We start from the raw sequence: 19,693 nt of genomic DNA on the forward strand, positions 1-19,693 counted from the left end.
GCCGGTGCATGGGCTTCGGGCTGGGCCAGCCAATTCGCTTCGCAGGAAGCATAGCCGGGGCCCCATCGGGTCATGATCGGTTGCCTGACCCAGCTAGCGCGACGGCACAGTAGGCCGGCAATTCCTCCGTCTCGACCGTCTTGCCCTTCATCACACAGCGCCCTGCAACTGCTCCCCGGCGGTGGCCGGCATTGAGCATGCCGCGCGCATCCTCGTTGTCCTTGGCCTTCGGGCCGAACACGGTGTCCATCAAACCGGCAGCAGCCCAGAATGTCATGAGATGGCGCAAAGCCGGATTCGGGCTCATGCCGTCGGCCGGAAACATGTTCGCGTTGGACTGGACAACACCTTTCGGACTTCTCCAAACCTTGCACCGCCAGCAACATCCTCAGCCTGCTAGATCTGATGAGCCCCGATGCGGCTGGCAGGCCTTAACCCATTAAAAAAATTAATGAACCAATCTCGGGATATTCGCTGTTTGCCCCGACGGGAGTTCAGGGCCTATTATTGCGTCCATAAATGTACCCTGGGGAGCGGGCTTGGCATGCAAACATCGGCACGGGTTGTCATTATCGGTGGTGGGATCATGGGCGCTTCGCTCCTCTATCATCTTGCCGAACTCGGTTGGACCGATTGTCTGCTCATTGAGAAGGATGAGTTGACCTCAGGGTCGACCTGGCATGCCGCGGGTCAGTGCCCCAGCATCACCGGCAGCTATAATCTTGCGAAAATACATGCCTATAGCAACGATCTCTATCCGCGACTGGAGGGGATCACCGGACAGTATGTCAGCTGGCACAAGTCCGGCGGCATCCGCTTGGCGACGAATGAGCGGGAGCTGGCCTGGTTCAAGCAGATCCATGGCTATTCGAAGATCATCGGCTTCGACATGGAGATCATCGATCCGGAGGAAATCCGGCGCATCAATCCCTTCTTGACCACCGACGGCATAATCGCCGGGGCGCACACCACCGGTGACGGCCATGCCGACCCTGCCGGTCTGTGCAATGCTATGGCCATCGGGGCCAAGAATATGGGCGCAAAGATCGTGCGCCAGAACCGGGTCACCGGCCTCACGCAACTGCCGTCGGGTGAATGGGATGTGATCACCGAAAAGGGCACGGTCCGGGCCGAAATCGTGGTCAATGCTGCAGGTTGCTACGCCCGGCAGGTCGCTCAAATGGCGGGCATCGACATTCCGGTGACCAATATGGAGCACCACTATGTCGTCACCGATCCCATCCCGGCCTTTGCGGAGCGCGACGGGGAAATCCCGGTCATGCGCTGCCCCTACGTGTCGGGCTATTTCCGTCAGGAGCAGAAGAGCGCCCTGATCGGCGTCTATGAGAATATCGGCCTGGCCGAGGCCTGGGCGCCCAAGGGGATGCCCGAATGGGAATCGACCAGCGAGCTGTTCGTCGATGATCTTGACCGCATTTCAAAATGGCTGGAACGGGCCATCGAGCGGATGCCCATCCTGGGGGAGGTCGGCATTCGCCGGATCGTGAATGGCGCGATTCCCCACACGCCCGATGGGGGTCCGCTGCTGGGTCCAGCCGCTGGCCTGAGGAATTTCTGGCATTGCTGCGGCACTTCGTTCGGCATCGCCCAAGGCGGCGGGGCGGGCAAATATCTGGCGCAATGGATGGTCTATGGCGATGCTGACATCAACATGACCGAGTTCGATCCGCGTCGCTACGGCCCCTATGCCGATGAAGACTATAGCCGCGACAAGGTATTCCTCGACTATCGGATGACCTTTACGACCCGGCTTCCGGGCGAAGAGGAGCCGGATGGGCGCCCGCAAAAGACCAGCACGCTCTATGAGCCGCTCAAGGCCGCGGGCGCGGTCTTTGGCGAGACTTTTGGCTGGGAGCGGCCCAAATGGTTTTCGCTCGATGGGCGCGAGGAAGAGGGCGGCTATCACCGCACCAACACATTCGAAGTCGTGGCCAAAGAGGTCGAGGCGGTTGCCGAACGGGTCGGCGTCCTGGACCTGTCCGGCTTTGCCAAGTATGACGTGACCGGCCCCGATGCCGAGGCGTTCCTGAACCGCATCTGCGCCAATCGCATGCCCAAGAAGATCGGCGGGATCGGCCTGGTCCATCCCCTGTCGCGCCAAGGGCGCATCTATGGGGAAATGACCGTCACGCGCTTTGCGGATGATCATTTCTATTGCCTCTCGGCCGCCGCCGCTGAACAGCGCGACTGGGTTCTGATGATTCAGAGCAAGCTGCCTGATGAGGCCGTAACCATCACCAACCGCACCATGGAGCTCGGGGTGCTGGTGCTCAGCGGGCCCCGCGCACGCGATGTCTTGGCAAAGCTCACCGATGCTGACTTGAGCAATGCCGGATTCCGCTGGTTGAGCGGCCAGGTGATCTCGGTGGCCGGCATCCGCCTGCGGGCGCTGCGGGTGTCCTATGTCGGCGAACTGGGCTGGGAACTGCATCCCGCAATGGCCGATCTTCCCGCGCTCTATGATGCCATCTGGCAAGCGGGCCAGGAGTTTGGCATCGCCAATTATGGCCTTTATGCCGTCAACACCATGCGGATGGAGAAGGGCTACAAGGCATGGGGGTCGGAGCTCACCAATGAGCTGACCATGATTGAAGCCGACATGCCGCGCTTTATCAATTTCAATAAGGATGACTTCGTCGGCAAGCAGGCGACTTTGGCTGCGCCGGATCGGTTCCGTATCGTCTATGGGGAGGTCGACGCGGACAATGTGGATGTGCGCGGGGCAGAAGCCTGCCTGATCGGCGACACCTGCATCGGCCTCACTACCTCGGGCGGCTATGGCCACCGGGTCGGCAAGAGCCTGTTCTTCGCCTGCGTGCCCATCGATCAATCATCTCCCGGATCGACATTCGATATCTACCTGCAAGGCGCGCGGCGTCAGGCACTGGTTCTGGCCGAGCCCGCCTATGATCCCGACAATGCGAAAATGAAGGTCTGACCCGTGGCCGAACTTCCAAAAAAGGCGCGGGTCGTCGTCATTGGCGGCGGTGTGATCGGATGCTCCATCGCTTATCACCTGACCAAGATCGGCTGGAGTGATGTTGTCCTGCTCGAACGCAAGCAACTGACCAGTGGCACCACCTGGCACGCGGCCGGACTGGTGGGGCAATTGCGGCCATCGATCAACATGACCAAGCTGGCCAAGTATACGGGCGAGCTCTATCGCGGACTGGAGGCCGAAACCGGCCAGGCCACCGGCTATCGCCAGTGCGGATCCATCTCGATGGCGACCAATTCCGAGCGCTTCGAGGAACTGAAACGCAGCGCCTCAATGGCCAAGGTCTTTGACCTTCCGGTCCATGTCATCAGCCCAAAAGAGATCCAGGCCCTGGCCCCGATCGTTAATATTGAGGATGTGGTCGGCGGGATTCACATTCCCAGCGACGGCTACGCCAATGCGGTTGATATCACTCAGGCGCTGGCGAAGGGGGCGCGCAGCGGCGGCGCGCAGATTTTTGAGAACACCAAGGTCACCAAGATCCACCACGATGGCGAACGCGTCACCGGGGTCGAAACCGGCGAAGGATCGATCGCCGCCGACTATGTGGTGATTTGCGGTGGTATGTGGACGCGCGATCTGGCGGCAAGCATCGGTGTGGCCGCGCCGCTCCATGCCTGTGAGCACTATTATGTGTTGTTCGAAGGCGTCGAGGGCATAGACCCGACTTTGCCGGTGCTGCGCGACTATGATTCCTGCGGCTATTATAAATATGACGCGGGCAAGCTGCTGGTCGGTGCCTTTGAGCCCAATGCGCGCCCCTGGGGCATGGACGGCATTTCCGAAGATTTCTGCTTTGACGAAATTGCCGGCAGTTTCGAGCATTTTGAACCGCTGTTGATGGATGCCATGCGCCGGGTTCCTGCCCTTGAAAACGCCGGAATCAAGAAATTCTTCTGTGGGCCGGAGAGCTTCACCCCGGACGTCCGCTATCATCTGGGCGAAAGCCCCGAATTGAAGGGGTGCTTTGTCGCCGCCGGCCTCAACTCCATTGGCCTGCAATCAGCAGGCGGTATCGGCAAGGTTATGGCCGATTGGATCCGCGATGGTATTCCACCGGCTGACCTCTGGACGGTCGATATTCGCCGCAATATGCCGTTTCAGATCAACCGCAAATATCTGCGCGAGCGGGTGACCGAAAGCCTCGGGCTGCTCTACGCCACCCATTATCCTTTCAAACAATATGAGACCGCGCGCGGCGTCCGCCGCTCCGCCATCCATGATCGGCTGGTGGCCGCGGGCGCCTGTCACGGCGAGGCTTATGGCTGGGAACGGCCCAACTGGTATGGCGAACCCGGCAGCACGCCCAGATATGAATACAGCTATGGTCGCCAGAACTGGTTTGAGGCCAATGCGGCCGAATGCAAAGCGGTGCGCGAGACTGTGGGCCTGTTTGACCAGAGCTCCTTTGCCAAATTCCGCATCGAGGGGCGTGATGCCTGCGCGGTCCTGAACCGGGTATGCGCCAACGACGTCGATGTGGCGCCGGGCAAGCTGATCTACACCCAATGGCTCAATGACAAGGGCGGCATCGAGGCGGATTTGACCGTCACACGCCTGTCCCAGACCGCCTATCTGATCGTCACCGGCGCCGAAACCGAGGTGAAGGACTTCAACTGGCTCAAGCGGCATATTCCGGACGAGGCCCATGCCATCTTGACCAATGTCTCATCGTCGATGGGGGTCATCTCGATCATGGGGCCAAAGGCGCGGGACCTGCTCCAGTCCATCTGCCCCAATGATCTGTCCCATGAGGCCTTCAGGTTCGCGACCAGCCAGGAGATCGAGCTGGGCTATGCCTTGGTCCGCGCATCGCGCATCACCTATGTCGGTGAACTGGGCTGGGAGCTCTATATCCCGACCGAATTCATGACCGGCGTCTATGATGAAATCGTCGCGGCCGGCGCGGCCTTTGGCCTGAAACATTGCGGCTATCATGCGCTCAATGCCCTGCGCATGGAGAAGGCCTATCGCCATTGGGGCCACGACATCACCGATGAGGACACCCCGCTCGAGGCGGGCCTTGGCTTTGCGGTGCGCATGGACAAGCCCGGCGGCTTTATCGGGCGCGAAGCCCTGCTGAAGCAGAAGCAGGAGGGGCTGAAGCAAAAGCTTGTGCAATTCCTGCTGAAGTCTCCCGAGCCGATGCTCTACCACAATGAACCGATCTGGCAGGGCGAGCGCATTGCCGGCTATATCCGCTCGGGCATGTATGCCCACACTCTCGGGGCGGCCTGCGGCCTTGGCTATGTGACGGCGGCCGATGGCGGCAGTGTCGGCCCGGTTGGGGCTGACGACTATGAAATCGAGATTGCCGGGATGCGCTATCCCGCGATCGCCTCGCTCAAGCCCTTGTTTGACCCCACCAATGCACGGATCAAGATCTGATGTCGCAAGCTGACCTTATGAGCCGTCTCGCCGCCCAGACCCGCGTTGGATATAGTTTCGATCAGGCATTCTACACCAGCGATGCGGTGTTCGAGGCCGATATGGACCAGATCATCAGCCGCAAATGGATCATGGCGGGCCACATCTCGCGTATCCCGGACAAGGGCGATTATTTCCTGTTTCGCATTGGCAGCGAACAGATAATCGTCATCCGCGAAAATGCAGACAGCGTCCGTGCCTTCTTCAATGTCTGCCGTCACCGTGGTTCCACCATCTGCCAGGCAGAAAGCGGCAATGCGCCGCGTCTGGTATGCCCTTATCACGCCTGGACCTTCGGGCTGGACGGCCGCCTCATTTCTGCTCGGCTGATGCCAGAGGATTTTGACAAGGCAGAAAACAGCCTGTTCGCCTGCCACGTCCGCGTGTTTCACGGCCTGATCTTCATCAATATGAGCGAAGACGAGCCCGACGATTTCGACGCCACCTTTGGCGATATGGGGCCGATCCTCGACTATCACGGCATTGCCGATGCCCGCATTGCCCATGCCGGCAGCTATCCGACCGACGCCAACTGGAAGCTCGTCGTCGAGAACTTCTTCGAGTGCTATCACTGCGTTCCGTCGCATCCCGAATTCTGCTCGATTCACGCTGCAGAATCGATCGTTGCGGTCGGGGCGGGTCCAAGCTCTGGTCCCGCAGACGCCATCGCCAGTTTCGCCCCGAAGCTGAAGGCTTGGGAGGAGCGCGCGGCGGCGCTTGGTCGTCCGATCGGTACGATTGATGATGCCCCTGACAGCAGTCATCTGCGGCTCATGATGCAGCGCATGAACAAAGATGGCTGGGCAGCCGAGACACAAGATGGGTCCGCTCCCGCACCACTGATGGGCAAACGCACCCAGGCCGATGGCGGCCGGATGCATCTGAGCTTCAGCCCCTTTACCCAGATTGTCGCGGATGATCATTTCGCCATTCTGTTCCAATTCACCCCAAGGTCCGCTTTGGCCTCGGACGTCGAGATGATCTGGTTGGTCGATGGGCGCGCGAGCGAGGATCAGGTGGATATTGACAAGATGATCTGGGGTTATCACGCCACCACCACGCAGGATAAGGTGATCACCGAGAACAATCAGACGGGCATCATGTCCCGTCGCTATCGCCCCGGACGCTATTCCGACCAGGAGGGCAGCGTCCTCAAGTTCCAAAAATGGTATCTCAACCAGTTCGGACTTGATCGGGCGGAATGATCCCATCCCCGCACTAGGGGCTCGCCTCTTGACGGGTCAGGGCGTGGCCATTGGCTGGGCTAGTCGATGGTTTTCAGCAGATCTGCAATACTGCCACCGGTCGGTTTTGACGTTGCCGGTCAGGGTACAGGTTTCCAACATTTCGCAAGTCTCAACACCGCGCGTCGCGAGCGTAAGCTTTCAGGACCCTGCAAGTCGGTCCACGGCGACCGATATTGGGGCGCAAGCCGAACTTCGGCTTTCGGCGAAAAACCCGTTGAAGCTGCCTGGCAGATTTCGGAGATGCGGGAGTTCACAGGGAATGACCATTTCTGGGCGGGAAGGTGAATGGCGCACTAACAGTCCTCTTCGACGCGTCCAATCGGCAGCTTCTGTCAGGAGCTGACATTGGTCGTGGTTGTTGTGTCCGCTATGGCACGCATTTTTGCGGTCTTCCCCGAATTTGCGCACCAGTCGAGATCACATATTTTCTTTGATTTTCAGATATTTATAGTAATAAGCGGTTCACACAGGATCGCCCCTAGCCCGCCTCAGAACTTTTGCCAGGACGATGGCTGGTTCTGGCCACCGCATTGCCAGCCGCAAAAGGAGGATAGCGGATCGCTTTACGCTGCGGCCTTCCACTTCATACAGTGGCGCGAGCTGGATAGCCAATCCTGCCGATGCATCCTGTTCCGCCAGCTGGCCAGTTGCTGCCAGCGGAGGCTGCCCAACGAGGTGCGGGACGGCGTCAAAGGAAGCTTGCGGCGCGGAGGTATTTCGATATCAATATATTCTGCTGGAGATACCGAGCGGCGCCAGCGCCACCCGATCACGACCGGTGTGCATGGGAAGAAAACAAGCGCCACGCCCGGAAAGAGGCGCAAGGCTGGGAATGGGATCGCCGGGCCGTGCAGCGGCATTGAGAGGATGATCATGACGGACATAACCTTGACCGTGAATGGCCGGGACCACGTGGTGGAAACGGAGGATCGCACGCTGCTGGTACATCTGCTGCGCGACGAGCTGCGCCTGACCGGCGCGCACGTCGGCTGCGATACCAGCCAGTGCGGGGCCTGCACCGTGCATGTCGACGGCAAGGCCGTGAAGAGCTGCACCATGCTTGCCGTGCAGGCGGACGGGGCCGATATCCTCACGATCGAGGGGCTGGCGAACGGGCGCGAGCTTCACCCGATGCAGGCCGCCTTTCACGAGCATCATGGGCTGCAATGCGGTTTCTGCACGCCGGGGATGATCATGATGGCGATCGACATCGCCCGACGCCACCCACAGCCCGACGCCGCGACCGTGCGCGCGGAGCTTGAAGGCAATCTCTGCCGGTGCACCGGATACCACAACATCGTGAAGGCCGTCGTGGCCGGCGCGCAGCGCATGGGAGAGCCGGCATGACCGCGATGACAGCGCCCATGGGCAAGTTCGGCCAGTCTGTAAAACGAGTCGAGGATTCCCGGCTGATCACCGGAAACGGACGGTATGTCGATGATCTCGTCCTTCCGGGGCAGACTTACGCGTCTTTCGTGCGCTCGGCCTATGCCCATGCGCGGATCGGCGCGATCGACGTTTCCGCCGCCGAGGCAATGCCGGGCGTCGTGAAGATTCTCACCGGTCAGGATCTGGTGGAAGGCGGCCTCTTCACCCTGCCGAGCGGCTGGAACCTGACCTCGATCGATGGCACCCCGGCCCGTGTCGGCGTGCACCATGCGCTTGCCGTGGACACGGTCCGGTTCGTCGGTGAGCCGGTTGCGCTGGTCATTGCCGAAACGCGAGGCCAGGCCCGCGATGCGGCGGACAGCGTTTTTGTCGAGTACGAGGAACTGCCGACGGTCGTCGACATGGCCGCCGCGCTCGGCCCGGATGCGCCGAGGCTCCATGCCGATATCCCATCGAACCGCGCCTTCACGTGGGACATCGGCAATGCCGCGGAGGCGGACGCAGCCTTTGCCCGCGCGACGCGGCGGGTGAGCCTCGAACTGCGCAACAACCGCCTCGTGCCCAATGCGATGGAGCCGCGCGCGATCAACGCCGAATGGCGATCCTTCGATAGCTCGATGACGATCCATCTGACCCACCAGAACCCGATCGGCATGCGCGTGCTGTTCATGATGCTGCTGGGCCTCGAAAGTGAGAACCACTTGCGCGTGGTCTCGCCGGACGTCGGCGGGGGGTTCGGCTCCAAGGCAGCGGCCTATGCCGAGGAACTGGTGGTGGCTTTTGCGGCGCGCGCGGTAGGGCGGCCGGTGAAGTGGACGGCGGAGCGGACCGAGTCCTTCCTTACCGACGCGCATGGCCGTGATCATGTGACCAAGGCCGAACTGGCGATGGACGATCATGGCCGCTTCCTCGGCCTCAAGGTCCACACCCTCGCCAATCTCGGCGGCTATATCTCGACCTCGAACGCCCTGGTCGTGTCCTACATGTACGCGACGATGCTGTGCGGGCAGTATGCGATCCCGGCGGTGCATGCGGTGGTCGAGGGCGTCTATACCAATACCTGCCCGGTCGATGCCTATCGCGGGGCAGGTCGGCCCGAGGCGGCCTATGTCATCGAGCGCCTCGCCCATCTCGCCGCGCGCGAGATCGGGGTCGATCAGGCGGAAATCCGGCGGCGCAATTTCGTCAAGACTTTCCCGCACCAGACCCCGCTCGTCTACTGCTACGACAGCGGCGATTACGAGGGCTGCCTCGATGAAGCCCTGCGTCTGGCGGACTATGCCGGGTTCGAGCAGCGCCGCACCGAGGCACGCGCTCGCGGCAAGCTGCGCGGGATCGGGCTGTCGGCCTATGTCGAGGCCTGCGGCATCGGGCCATCGAAGCTGCTCGCCAGCCTTGGTGGTGGCGGAGGCATGTGGGAATCCTGCGAGATCAGGGTGCAACCGGCCGGGTCGGTCGAGGTTTTGACCGGCGCCCATAACCATGGCCAGGGGCATCAGACGGTCTATGCCCAGATCATCTCGGAGCGCTTCGGCATCCCGATGGACCGGATCACGGTGGTGCAGGGAGATACTGACCGCATTCAGGCCGGCACCGGCACCTATGGATCGCGCGCTTCGGTCGGCCTCTCTGCAGCGGTCAGATCCTGCGACAAGATCATCGATAAAGGGCGCCACATCGTCGGCTACATGCTCGGGATCGATCCCGGCGAGGTCGATTTCGCGGACGGCATCTATACCAGCGCCGCAACCAACCAGACGGTGGCCTTCACCGAAATGGTCCATGCCGCCCATGCCGCGACGCAATTCCCGACTGACCAGCTCGAGCCGGGCCTTGTCGCGACGTCTTTCTTCGATCCGCCGAACTTCACCTATCCCGCCGGCGTCCACGTCTGCGAAGTGGAGATCGATCCGGAGACGGGCGTGACCGAAGTGGTGGCCTTCAACGCCGCCGACGATTTCGGCAACGTGGCGAATCCGATGATCGTGGAGGGCCAGGTCCATGGCGGTCTGACCCAGGGCATCGCACAGGCGCTCTGGGAGAATGCGGTCTACGATCCGGACACCGCGCAATTGATGACCGCATCCTACATGGACTACGGCATGCCGCGCGCCGACAGCCTGCCCGAGTTCGGCCTTGCGTTCTGGCCTTCGCCCACGCCGGTGAACCCGCTCGGCATGAAGGGCTGCGGCGAGGCCGGTGCGATCGGTTCGCCCCCGGCGGTGATAAACGCGGTATGCGATGCGCTGGGGATTGCGCATGTCGACATGCCCGCCAGCCCCGAGAAGATCTGGCGATTGTGCCAGGAACGGCAGGAGGTGGCCTGATGTACGAACTTGCCTATTCCCGCCCGCAGTCCCTTGCCGATGCGCTCGCCATGCTGGCCGAGGACGAGGGCGCCCAGGCCATTTCCGGCGGGCAGACCCTCATGCCGGTGCTGCGGGCGCGGCTGGCCATGCCGACCCGGCTGGTCGACCTGCAGCGGCTGCCCGAACTCGCTGGAATCCGGTCCGTCGAAGGCGGCATCGAGATCGGCGCGGCGACGACGCATGCCGAGGTGGCGACGAGCGCCGAGGTCAGGGCTGTCGTTCCTGCGCTGGCCGATCTTGCCGGCGGGATCGGTGATCCGGCGATACGGCATCGCGGGACCATCGGCGGCTCGATTGCCAACAACGATCCCGCCGCCTGCTATCCGAGCGCGGTCCTCGCCCTTGGCGCAAGCGTCACGACCAGCCGGCGGATGCTGGCGGCTGAGGATTTCTTCACCGGCATGTTCAGCACCGCGCTGGAGCCGGGGGAAATCGTGACCGCCGTGCGCTTCCCAGCCTGCAGCCGCGCTGCTTACATCAAGTTCCGCAATCCGGCCTCCCGCTTCGCGCTGGTGGGCGTATTTGCCGCGCAGCTGCCCTCCGGCTACCGCATCGCCATCACCGGTGGCGGCCATGGCGTGTTCCGCTGGCATGAGGCGGAGCAGCATCTGGATGGCGGCGGCGCGATTGTCGGCATCACCGAAGACCGGCTCGATCCGGGCCACTTTACCGGCGATCTGCACGGATCGGCGCAGTACCGCCGCCATGTCGCGGCCGTCATCGTGCGCCGCACCCTCTCGGCAATGACCTGACAACGGACTGCTTTGAACATGGAGATTACCGGATCCTACCTGCTGCCCTGCTCGCCTGAAACGGCATGGAAGGCGCTCAACGATACCGAAGTGCTCAAATCCTGCCTCAAGGGCTGCGAGGCGCTGGAAAGGACCGCCGAGAACGAGTTCACCGGCAAGGTTGCCGCCAAGATCGGACCGGTCAGCGCCCGCTTTTCGGGTACGATGCGGCAGACCGAACTGGACCCGCCGCGTTCGTGCCGGATGCAGTTCGAGGGGCAGGGCGGGGTTGCCGGATTTGCCAAGGGCGGCGCGCTGGTCACGCTCGCGGCGCAGGATGGCGCGACCGAGCTGACTTACGTGGCTGACACGCAGATCGGCGGCAAGCTGGCGCAAATGGGCGCGCGGCTTGTCGAGGGGACCGCCAAGTCCATGGCGGACGACTTCTTCGGCAAGTTTGCGGCAGCGGTCGCCGCTATGGAGCCCGAGGCAGTCCCGATCGCGGCACCTGCGCAGGATGCGTCCTCCGCCGAGCAGCCCTCGGGCACGCCTGCATGGCTCGTACCGGTGGTGATCGCCGTCCTCGCTGTGGCCGCGCTGGTGCTGTTCTTACGCTAGCAGGATCGATCGGGTCAGAATGGAAAGGCGAGAGGGCCGGTGCGGCAAACAGAACTTACCCTGATCGAGAGCGGGCTTGTCTTCGATGGCACCGGAAGGCCCGCCGCGATCACCCCGATCCTGTTCGGAACCACGATCCTTGGCCTTGGGCCGGAGGCTCTGCGCCTCGCCGAAGGGCAGGCCGTCAGGCGGATCGACGCCTCGGGCGCCACGGTCATGCCGGGGCTGGTCGACGCGCACTGCCACATCAGCTTCGACGAGCCGTTCAGCAACGACGAGCTGTTTTTCCACCGCCGCGAAGGCCTTGCCGCGATCATTGCCGCCTACAATGTGCAGAAGGTGCTGCGTGCAGGGGTGACGACCATGTTCGACGCTGACACGATCTTCGACGTGTCGCTCGATCTGCGCGATGCCATCGAATGCGGCGTGACCGAAGGTCCACGCATGCGCTGCGGGGGCAATGCGCTGTTCACTTCCGTTGGCGGGACGGCCGGGTTGCTCGTGCCGGACGAGGGCAGCATCGGTTATCTCAAGGTCACGCGGACGCGCGACGAGATCGTCACCGAGATCCGCCGTCAGGCCAAGCGCGGAGCGGACTGGATCAAGATCCATGTTACCGGACTGATCCCGCGCCAGCGCCAGGAAGGCGAAATCCAGGTCTGGACACTGGACGAACTGAAACTCGCCGCCGACACCGCGCACGAGGTTGGCCTCCCGATCGTCGGCCATTGCCGCAATGCGTCCAGCACCCGCGATGCCGCCAATGCTGGGTTCGACATGATCCTGCATGCCACCCACATGGATGATGCCGCGCTGCGGGCCGTCTGCGATGCCCGGGCTCCGATCGTGCCCACGCTGACCTTTCAGGCGGTGCTGGCGGACCACGGCGCGAAGATCGGCGCCAGCCCCTATCTGCAAGACATCTTCGCCAAGGAAATCGAGGCAAGCAGCCAGCAGCTGCGGCAGGCCTATGATGCCGGCGTGCCGATGGTCTGCGGCACCGAAAGCGGCTTTTCCATCACGCCTTATGGCGAATGGCACTGGCGCGAGGCGCAGATCCTGGTCGAGAACCTGGGGCTGACGCCGCTGCAGGCCTTGTCCTGCGCAACGCTGGAGGGCGCGCGGGCGCTCAAGCTGGATAGCTGCACCGGCAGTCTGGAGCCGGGCAAGGACGCCGACGTGATCGTGGTCGAAGGCGACGTGACCGGCGATGTCACGCTGCTGGGCCGCGAGGGCGCCATGCGGCATGTGTTCCATAGCGGCCGCGCGGTCGATCTGGCGCGCCCGCTGCCGGAGCGCCGCGATCCCCCCTCATGGCGGGTTTCCAACTACTCGACCACAGCAGCGACGCGGCGCGCGACCGGCCTCTGGACTTCCAGGCCATGACCGAGCACGTCATCACGGGCTTCGAAGCGTGCTCGCGCACGCTGCGCCAGACGGAGCTGCGCCAGGCGCTCTATGATGAAGCGGCCCTGCTGATGGAGCGCTGCCTCGTCAATCTCCACGGAAGCGAACACCGGGCCCGCCGCAATGTCGAGGCGACAGTGTTCCGCAAGAACATCTTCGTCGAGTACGAGCGCAATATCCTGCCGCACACGCTGGCCGAAACGCTGCAGCCCTTTCTGGAGGCGGGGCGCGGCGACCTCGTCGACATCGGCTACCGGATCATGATGAACCTTACGGTCGATTTCACCGGGATCGACCGCGTGAAGCGTACGCCCGAGGAAACCGCGGAGCTGCTGCGCCTGCTCAAGGAATTCAGCCTCGCGCCTGCCTTGGGCCAGTCCCCGCCGGAGGACCGCCCGGAAAAGCGCGCCCGGATCGAGGCGGCGATGGCCGAGTTCAAGACGCAGTTTCTGGGTCCCTCGCTGGCGCGGCGGCGAGCGCTGAGAGCGCAAGTGGAGGCGGGCGAGCTTGCCGCCGACGCACTGCCGAGGGACGTGCTCATGGCGCTGGTGTCCGGGGAAGCCGATCTAGGCATGACCGAGCGTGAGTTCCTGCAGGAAGGCATCTTCTTCACGATGGCCGGGGCGCATACGACGATCCATTCGCTGACCCATGCCGTTCACGAAATCCTGCGCTGGATCGATGCCCATCCCGAAGATGCGGCGCGCCTGCGCGATGATCCCTTCTTCATCCAGCAATGCGTGTTCGAGAGTGTCAGGCTCCATCCCTCGAGCCCGGTTTCCAAGCGCCGCACCACCTGTCCGATGTCGCTCGCCGATGGCAGCGAGGCGGAAGCCGGCGATGTGATCGTCGTCGATCTGCGCACCGCCAACCGGGAGACCGCCATTTTCGGCGAGGATGCGGATCGCTTCAATCCGCATCGCACGGTGGCGGGTTCCGCATTTCCTCATGGCATCTCGATGGGTGTGGGCGCCCATGCCTGCCTTGGCCGCAACCTTGCCATCGGCGTTGAGACAAAGCCGGGCACCGATCCTGCCGACCATCAGTTCGGCACCGTTCCGCTTATCGTGCAGGCGCTGCTGAAGCGGGGCGTCCGTCCCGATCCCGATGCCCCGGCGCAGCTGGACAAGGGGATCACCCGCATTTCCTGGGCTACCTATCCGATCCTGTTCGAACCATCGCAGGCGCTCATCTGATGGCGCGCCACCGCATCGCCGCCTTTCGCGATTGCGAGGCCGCCTTGCGCAACCGCGATCTCAGCCAAGCGCTCTATGATGCAGGCAAGGTCGTGATGGACGGGGTCCTGCTCACCCTGCATGGCGAGGAGCATGCGGCGCGGCGCGCGGTGGAAGTGCGGGTCTTTCGGCGCGGCTTCTTCCACTACTACGAGAAGGAGGTCTTCCCGTGCACGCTTGCGGAGACGCTCGCGCCCTACGTCGCTGCCGGCGGCGGCGATCTCCTGAAGATCGGCTACCGGCTCACAGTCAATCTCACCGCCGATTTTGCCGGTATCGATCGGCCAACGCGCAGCGCGGAAGAGACCGAGCGCCTGATCGCGATCACCAAGAAGCTCGGCGAAGGCGCCACCCTGGTCCACAGCACGCGCGATCATGCCCAAGTCAGCGCTGAAGTGGCAGAGGTGCAGGCCGAGCTGCGCGAGCGCTTCTTCCTGCCATCGCTGGCGCGCCGCCGGGCGCTGCTGGCGGAGCGCGATGCCGGGAGAATGACGGACGCCGGTCTGCCCCGCGACGTGCTGATGACGCTCCTTGCCGGCAATGCTGAACTCGGCCTCAGCGAGGATCAACTCCTGCGCGAGATCGCCTTCTACCTGCAGGCCGGCGCCCATTCGACGGCGAATGCGGTGGTCCAGGCGCTGTGGGAAATTCTCGAATGGGCCGACGAGGACAAGGCACGCTGGGCCCGCCTCGATGATCCGGTCTTCGTCCAGCACTGCGTCCACGAATCCTTGCGACTGCACCCGGCCAGCCCTGAAGCCTGGCGCAACGCCACCTGCCCGATGCATGTCGCGGGGATCGGCGAGGTTGCGGCGCAGGACCGCGTGGAACTGGACCTCTATCTGGCCAACCGCGATGCGACGATCTTCGGCGAGACCGCTGATCGCTTCGATCCGGATCGCGAGGTCCCCGGCACCGCCCTGCGATCCGGCCTCGCCTTCGGAATCGGTCTGCACACCTGCCTCGGGCGGGAACTGGACGGCGGGATCGTGGCCAAGCCCGGCACCGATCCTGCAGAGGCACAGCTTGGCATCGTGACGCTGATCCTCGTCGAACTGCTGCGCCGCGGCGCGCGATGCGTGGCAGACGATCCCCCGCAGCGGGACGCGGGAACCTTCAGGCCGAACTGGGGACGCTTTCCGGTTCGCTTCACTGCGAAAGGCGCTTGATGAAATTCGCTCTCGTCACTGGCGGCGCGGCTGGCATCGGTGCCGCCATCACCGCCGCCTTGCTTGAACGCGGCTACCGGGTCGCGGTTGCCGATGCCCATATCGAAGCCGTCGCCGTTTCCGACGGGCTGACCGCGCATCGGTGCGACGTCTCGGATGGCAGCGCCGTCACCGCCCTTTTCGATGCACTCGGCGCGGTGCCCGATCTGGTCGTCAACAATGCCGGGATCGTGCGCTTCGGGGCGCTGGCGGATATCGCACTGGAGGATTTCCGCCGGGTCGTCGAAGTCAACCTCATGGGCGTGTTTGCTATCACGAGCGAAGCGGTGCGGCGGATGCTTCCGCGTGGCTCGGGCCATGTCGTCTCGCTGACCTCGATCAATGCCTATGGGCCGGGGCCTGGATCGGGCGCTTACCCAGCCACCAAGAGCGCGGTGCTGCAGCTGATGCGGCAATTCGCGATGGAGTATGGCCCACACGGCCTGCGCTTCAACAGCATCGCGCCCGGCTTTATCGACGGCGGCATGTCCGCCCCGATCTACGCCGACCCGAAAGTTCGCGCGTCCCGGTCTGCCGGTGTGCCGCTGGGACGCTTGGGAACGCCCGAAGATGTCGCGAACGCCGTCTGTTTCCTCGACAGCGACGGGGGCGGCTACATCAATGGGCACGATCTCGTGGTGGATGGCGGCGTGACTCATGCCGTGCTGAAAAACCTGCCGCGCACATGACCGGGCAAGGCGCCGCTGTGCATGAGGCCGATCCGCCGCGCCTGATCCTCTACAGCGACGGCTACAACCACCCCTTTGCGCAGTCGAGCGAGGCTCTGGCGGACATTGCACGCGGTGCGGGGATGGCCGTCACGGTCACGTCCGATCTCGCCGATGCACTTGCGAGGCTAAGGCAAGGGCGCGATGTTCTCGGCATCAATGCGCTGCGCTGGTCGATGACCCAGTTCGAACGCTATGCGGCGGATCGCCCGCACTGGGCGGGCAGCCTTAGCGACGGACACCTCGCCGCGATGGCAGGCCATGTGACAAGCGGCGGCGGCCTGCTGGCGATGCATACTGCGGTCATCTGCTGGGACAATCAGCCCGGCTGGCTGGAGCTGCTGGGCGGCGGCTGGAACTGGAACCGATCGTACCATCCGCCGCTTGGGCCCATCACCGTACAGCCCTTGCCTGCCTTCACGGCACCCTTCGAGATCGTCGACGAGGCCTATCACCATCTCGATCCAGCGGTGGACTGCGAGATCATGGCAACCGCTGATGCCGGAGAGGGGGCCCAGCCTGTCGTGTGGCGACGCCGGCGCGGATCGGGCAGGATCGTGGTGGATGCCCTGGGGCACGATGCCCGCTCGCTGGGCGCGGCGGGGCATGTCGCCATTCTGGAAGCCATGCTGAGCTGGCTTTGCGAGAAAGAGACCGCTCATGACGCTTGAGGGCAGGAGCATACTCATCACCGGAGGCGGTTCCGGGCTTGGGGCGGCGATGGCGCGCCATTTCGTAAGCCGGGGCGCTGCGGTGACCATCAGCGGGCGGCGGGCCGACCGGATCAAGGCACTGTGCGACGAGATCGGATGTGCCGGGGTCGTCGGCGATGTCACGGTGGCGGCGGATCGGGAGGCGATGGTCGCGGCGGCGGCCCAGAAAGGTGGCGGGCTCGATGTGCTCGTCAACAATGCCGGCAACATGTACCGCACCCCTGTGGCCGCGCTCGATGAAGCGCAGCTGCTCGGCCTGTTCCACACCAATGTCGTCGGCGCGATGATGCTGACCTCGCTCGCGCTGCCGCACCTCGAAGCGAGCAAGGGATCGGTGCTGTTCTTCGGCTCCAGCCACACCCGCCGCGCGTTTCCGGGCGCGTCGCCCTATGCCGCGACGAAAGGTGCGCTGCAGACCCTGACGCAGGTTCTTGCGGCGGAAATGGGGAGCCGCGGGGTGCGCGTGAACTGCATCGTGCCGGGCGGGGTGCTCACCGAGATCAATGTCCGCGCGGGATTGCTGAGCGAGGCGGAGGCGGCGCAGCGCTATCGAGACATGGCCAGTCTACAGGCGATCGACCGGCTGGGTGAGGGTTCGGATGTGGCCGAGGCAGCCGAATATCTGATCGGTGCCAGCTGGGTGACCGGCGCGATCCTCGATGTCGACGGCGGCCTCGGGCTCGGCGGGTCGCGCGGCTAAGGTCAGGCGCGCAGTAGGCGGCGCGCGTTGTCGGCCAGCAAGGTTTCCATGCCGTGCGTATCGGCGTGCTGCGGCGCATCCCAACCGGCAAAGTTCGTCCCATAGACAAGGCGATCCCTGCCGACGCGCTCGATCAGCAGATCGAGCGAGAGGTCATCGTGCATATGGATGTCGTACCATATGCGGCGCAGCGCGTTCTCGAACTGACCTTCTTCGCGAAGGTGCTCGGGCACCCACTGCCGCTTGTGGGCGGCATGGCGCAAACGCCCCCACACCAGCGCCAGCGCCCCGCCGCCATGGCTGATGCACACATCGAGATCGGAGTGGCGATGGAGCACGCCGCCGAACACGAGCGTGGCGAGCGCCGCCGTCTCCTGCATCGCGAAGCCGAGGGTGATGTCGAGTTCGAACTTCCCGAAGGCGGCCGGCCCGGGAGGACCATCGATGCCCGCCGAGGCCGGATGGATAAACAGCGGGACATCGAGCGCCGCCACGGCTTCGTAGAACCCGTCCATCACCGGATCGGACAAGCCATGCGGCATGTCCGATCCGATGTAGGCCGCGCGGAAGCCGAGGTCGTTCACCGCCCGGCGCAGTTCTGCAATGGCCGCATCGACATCCTGCATGGGCAGGGCTGCCGCCGCGCCAAGCCTATCCGGATAGCGCGCGACCTGGGCAGCCAGCGCATTGTTGTGAGTCCGGCAGAAGGCGACCGCTTCCGCTGCCGGGATGAAGTGGAAATAGGTCAGCGGGTTGGGCGAGAGCAATTGCCAGTCGATGCCGATACGGTCCATCGCGGCGATCCGGATATCCGGGTCCATGAACGCGCTCCCGCGATAACGCACGCCGCGCAGCCGATAGTCCCCGATGCGAAACACCGGCACGCCCGCGTCGTCGTAGAGTTCCGGCCCGAACTTTCCGGCCGTTCCGAAGGTCTCCTCGATCACGGCGTGGGCGTGGATATCGATGATGCGGGCGGTGGCGATACTCATCTCAGGCGTATCCCCGCGCGGCGCCGCCATCGACCGCAATGGCGGTGCCGGTCATGTAGCTCGCGACCTCGGAACCAAGGAACACGGCAAGGCCCGCGATCTCCTCCGCCTCGGCAATGCGGCCGAGCGGGATTTGCGCGGCCATAGCGGCTTCGGCCGGGCTCGGCCCATCCCCGGCGGGTCCGAGGATCTGCTCGATCCGGGCGGTCCGCGTGAAGCCCGGGCAGACGGTGTTGACGAGCACGTTGTCCCCCGCCACCTGCTGCGCCAGCGTCTTCGCCCAGCCGAGCACGGCCATGCGCACGCTGTTCGACAAGGTAAGGTTCGGCACCGGCTGCTTCACACCGACGGAGGAGATGATGACGATTCGGCCCCAGCGCCGCTCGCGCATCGCAGGCAGGACCGCGCGGGTCATGCGCACAGCCGACATCAGCGTGAGGTTGGTCGCATTGAGCCAGGCAGCATCGTCGAGATCCTCGAACAGCCCGGGCGGCGGCCCGCCGGCATTGACCACCAGCACGTCGATCGCCCCCAGCTTGGCCGCTACCTCGCGGGTCATCGCCTCGATCTGATCCGCGTCGGAAACGTCCGCCTGCAGCGCGAGGCAGCCGGGCATCGTAGCGGCGGCGGCGGCGAGCTTGTCGGCATTGCGGGCGCAGATCGCGACCCGCGCGCCCTCGCGGTGATACCCCTGCGCGGTCGCAAGGCCGATGCCCTGACTCCCCGCGGTCACCAGCACCACCTTGTCCTTCAATCCGAGATCCATCCGCCTCAGGCTCCTTGCCGCCACGTGCTGCCGCCGTGCCCCGGAACACACCCCTGAGCGACCGGCGGTCTTGCCTTCCCGTCACTTGACACGGCGGCCATGCCTTGTGAAGCATCGAAATCGATACATTACCGCATGAGGCGG

General features: G+C 63.9%; 17 protein-coding genes. 13 read left to right on the plus strand and 4 right to left on the minus strand.

The window, feature by feature from the left end:
- Window positions 1–70 precede the first annotated feature (70 nt).
- Window positions 71–307 carry a hypothetical protein gene (locus WCL10_RS02250; RefSeq protein ID WP_336893993.1) on the minus strand — a complete coding sequence of 79 codons (237 nt, stop codon included), beginning with the start codon at window positions 305–307 and terminating at the stop codon, window positions 71–73.
- 108 nt (window positions 308–415) lie between these two features.
- On the opposite strand from WCL10_RS02250, the gene WCL10_RS02255 reads away from it, so the two are divergent.
- Genes WCL10_RS02255 through WCL10_RS02265 form a run of 3 tightly spaced genes read left to right on the plus strand, consistent with a single transcriptional unit; the run spans window position 416 to window position 6,651 of the window.
- Window positions 416–2,959, plus strand: a complete 2,544-nt coding sequence (locus WCL10_RS02255) for an FAD-dependent oxidoreductase (RefSeq protein WP_336893994.1) — start codon at window positions 416–418, stop codon at window positions 2,957–2,959.
- 3 nt (window positions 2,960–2,962) lie between these two features.
- Entirely contained in the window at window positions 2,963–5,407 is a 2,445-nt protein-coding gene (locus tag WCL10_RS02260; RefSeq protein WP_336893995.1) for an FAD-dependent oxidoreductase, read from the plus strand.
- Entirely contained in the window at window positions 5,407–6,651 is a 1,245-nt protein-coding gene (locus WCL10_RS02265) for an aromatic ring-hydroxylating dioxygenase subunit alpha (protein WP_336893996.1), read from the plus strand. The genes WCL10_RS02260 and WCL10_RS02265 overlap by 1 nt, the downstream gene beginning before the upstream one ends.
- Before the next feature lie 605 nt (window positions 6,652–7,256).
- Here the strand turns inward: WCL10_RS02265 and WCL10_RS02270 are convergent.
- Window positions 7,257–7,568 carry a hypothetical protein gene (locus WCL10_RS02270; RefSeq protein WP_336893997.1) on the minus strand — a complete coding sequence of 104 codons (312 nt, stop codon included), beginning with the start codon at window positions 7,566–7,568 and terminating at the stop codon, window positions 7,257–7,259.
- On the opposite strand from WCL10_RS02270, the gene WCL10_RS02275 reads away from it, so the two are divergent.
- From WCL10_RS02275 to WCL10_RS02320, 10 genes are read left to right on the plus strand one after another with little or no spacing between them, the layout of a single operon-like run.
- Window positions 7,567–8,040 (plus strand): (2Fe-2S)-binding protein, encoded by a 474-nt coding sequence (locus tag WCL10_RS02275; RefSeq protein WP_336893998.1) that lies wholly within the window; start codon window positions 7,567–7,569, stop codon window positions 8,038–8,040. The genes WCL10_RS02270 and WCL10_RS02275 overlap by 2 nt on opposite strands.
- A complete protein-coding gene (locus tag WCL10_RS02280; protein WP_336893999.1) occupies window positions 8,037–10,409 on the plus strand; it encodes a xanthine dehydrogenase family protein molybdopterin-binding subunit in 2,373 nt (790 codons plus the stop codon). The genes WCL10_RS02275 and WCL10_RS02280 overlap by 4 nt, the downstream gene beginning before the upstream one ends.
- Window positions 10,409–11,203: a xanthine dehydrogenase family protein subunit M gene (locus WCL10_RS02285; protein WP_336894000.1), complete on the plus strand. Its 795-nt coding sequence runs from the start codon at window positions 10,409–10,411 to the stop codon at window positions 11,201–11,203. Before WCL10_RS02280 ends, WCL10_RS02285 begins: the two co-directional genes overlap by 1 nt.
- An 18-nt stretch (window positions 11,204–11,221) precedes the next feature.
- Window positions 11,222–11,800: a carbon monoxide dehydrogenase subunit G gene (locus WCL10_RS02290; protein WP_336894001.1), complete on the plus strand. Its 579-nt coding sequence runs from the start codon at window positions 11,222–11,224 to the stop codon at window positions 11,798–11,800.
- A 39-nt stretch (window positions 11,801–11,839) separates the two neighbouring features.
- Window positions 11,840–13,186 carry an amidohydrolase family protein gene (locus WCL10_RS02295; RefSeq protein WP_336894002.1) on the plus strand — a complete coding sequence of 449 codons (1,347 nt, stop codon included), beginning with the start codon at window positions 11,840–11,842 and terminating at the stop codon, window positions 13,184–13,186.
- Window positions 13,183–14,403: a cytochrome P450 gene (locus WCL10_RS02300; protein ID WP_336894003.1), complete on the plus strand. Its 1,221-nt coding sequence runs from the start codon at window positions 13,183–13,185 to the stop codon at window positions 14,401–14,403. Before WCL10_RS02295 ends, WCL10_RS02300 begins: the two co-directional genes overlap by 4 nt.
- The gene (locus WCL10_RS02305; protein WP_336894004.1) at window positions 14,403–15,611 is read left to right on the plus strand and encodes a cytochrome P450; all 1,209 of its coding nucleotides are present in this window, start codon (window positions 14,403–14,405) and stop codon (window positions 15,609–15,611) included. The genes WCL10_RS02300 and WCL10_RS02305 overlap by 1 nt, the downstream gene beginning before the upstream one ends.
- Entirely contained in the window at window positions 15,611–16,339 is a 729-nt protein-coding gene (locus WCL10_RS02310) for an SDR family oxidoreductase (protein WP_336894005.1), read from the plus strand. The genes WCL10_RS02305 and WCL10_RS02310 overlap by 1 nt, the downstream gene beginning before the upstream one ends.
- The gene (locus WCL10_RS02315; RefSeq protein WP_336894006.1) at window positions 16,336–17,049 is read left to right on the plus strand and encodes a ThuA domain-containing protein; all 714 of its coding nucleotides are present in this window, start codon (window positions 16,336–16,338) and stop codon (window positions 17,047–17,049) included. The genes WCL10_RS02310 and WCL10_RS02315 overlap by 4 nt, the downstream gene beginning before the upstream one ends.
- Window positions 17,039–17,791 carry an SDR family oxidoreductase gene (locus WCL10_RS02320; protein WP_336894007.1) on the plus strand — a complete coding sequence of 251 codons (753 nt, stop codon included), beginning with the start codon at window positions 17,039–17,041 and terminating at the stop codon, window positions 17,789–17,791. Before WCL10_RS02315 ends, WCL10_RS02320 begins: the two co-directional genes overlap by 11 nt.
- Before the next feature lie 2 nt (window positions 17,792–17,793).
- On the opposite strand, the gene WCL10_RS02325 is transcribed toward WCL10_RS02320, so the two are convergent.
- Together WCL10_RS02325 and WCL10_RS02330 are read right to left on the minus strand one after the other, a co-directional pair.
- On the minus strand, window positions 17,794–18,783 hold the full coding sequence (locus WCL10_RS02325) for an amidohydrolase family protein (RefSeq protein ID WP_336894008.1): 990 nt from the start codon (window positions 18,781–18,783) through the stop codon (window positions 17,794–17,796).
- A gap of 1 nt (window position 18,784) precedes the next feature.
- Window positions 18,785–19,549, minus strand: a complete 765-nt coding sequence (locus tag WCL10_RS02330; protein ID WP_336894009.1) for an SDR family oxidoreductase — start codon at window positions 19,547–19,549, stop codon at window positions 18,785–18,787.
- Window positions 19,550–19,693: the final 144 nt, after the last annotated feature.

Source organism: Novosphingobium sp. (assembly GCF_037133355.1).
Taxonomy (GTDB): Bacteria; Pseudomonadota; Alphaproteobacteria; order Sphingomonadales; family Sphingomonadaceae; genus Novosphingobium.

Bases quoted from the DNA above. Each gene is read 5' to 3' on its own strand.
- WCL10_RS02250 (WP_336893993.1), bottom strand. From the start codon at position 307: ATGAGCCCGAATCCGGCTTTGCGCCATCTCATGACATTCTGGGCTGCT.
- WCL10_RS02255 (WP_336893994.1), top strand. From the start codon at position 416: ATGCGGCTGGCAGGCCTTAACCCATTAAAAAAATTAATGAACCAATCT.
- WCL10_RS02265 (WP_336893996.1), top strand. From the start codon at position 5,407: ATGTCGCAAGCTGACCTTATGAGCCGTCTCGCCGCCCAGACCCGCGTT.
- WCL10_RS02275 (WP_336893998.1), top strand. From the start codon at position 7,567: ATGACGGACATAACCTTGACCGTGAATGGCCGGGACCACGTGGTGGAA.
- WCL10_RS02270 (WP_336893997.1), bottom strand. From the start codon at position 7,568: ATGATCATCCTCTCAATGCCGCTGCACGGCCCGGCGATCCCATTCCCA.
- WCL10_RS02280 (WP_336893999.1), top strand. From the start codon at position 8,037: ATGACCGCGATGACAGCGCCCATGGGCAAGTTCGGCCAGTCTGTAAAA.
- WCL10_RS02285 (WP_336894000.1), top strand. From the start codon at position 10,409: ATGTACGAACTTGCCTATTCCCGCCCGCAGTCCCTTGCCGATGCGCTC.
- WCL10_RS02290 (WP_336894001.1), top strand. From the start codon at position 11,222: ATGGAGATTACCGGATCCTACCTGCTGCCCTGCTCGCCTGAAACGGCA.
- WCL10_RS02300 (WP_336894003.1), top strand. From the start codon at position 13,183: ATGACCGAGCACGTCATCACGGGCTTCGAAGCGTGCTCGCGCACGCTG.
- WCL10_RS02305 (WP_336894004.1), top strand. From the start codon at position 14,403: ATGGCGCGCCACCGCATCGCCGCCTTTCGCGATTGCGAGGCCGCCTTG.
- WCL10_RS02310 (WP_336894005.1), top strand. From the start codon at position 15,611: ATGAAATTCGCTCTCGTCACTGGCGGCGCGGCTGGCATCGGTGCCGCC.
- WCL10_RS02315 (WP_336894006.1), top strand. From the start codon at position 16,336: ATGACCGGGCAAGGCGCCGCTGTGCATGAGGCCGATCCGCCGCGCCTG.
- WCL10_RS02320 (WP_336894007.1), top strand. From the start codon at position 17,039: ATGACGCTTGAGGGCAGGAGCATACTCATCACCGGAGGCGGTTCCGGG.
- WCL10_RS02325 (WP_336894008.1), bottom strand. From the start codon at position 18,783: ATGAGTATCGCCACCGCCCGCATCATCGATATCCACGCCCACGCCGTG.
- WCL10_RS02330 (WP_336894009.1), bottom strand. From the start codon at position 19,549: ATGGATCTCGGATTGAAGGACAAGGTGGTGCTGGTGACCGCGGGGAGT.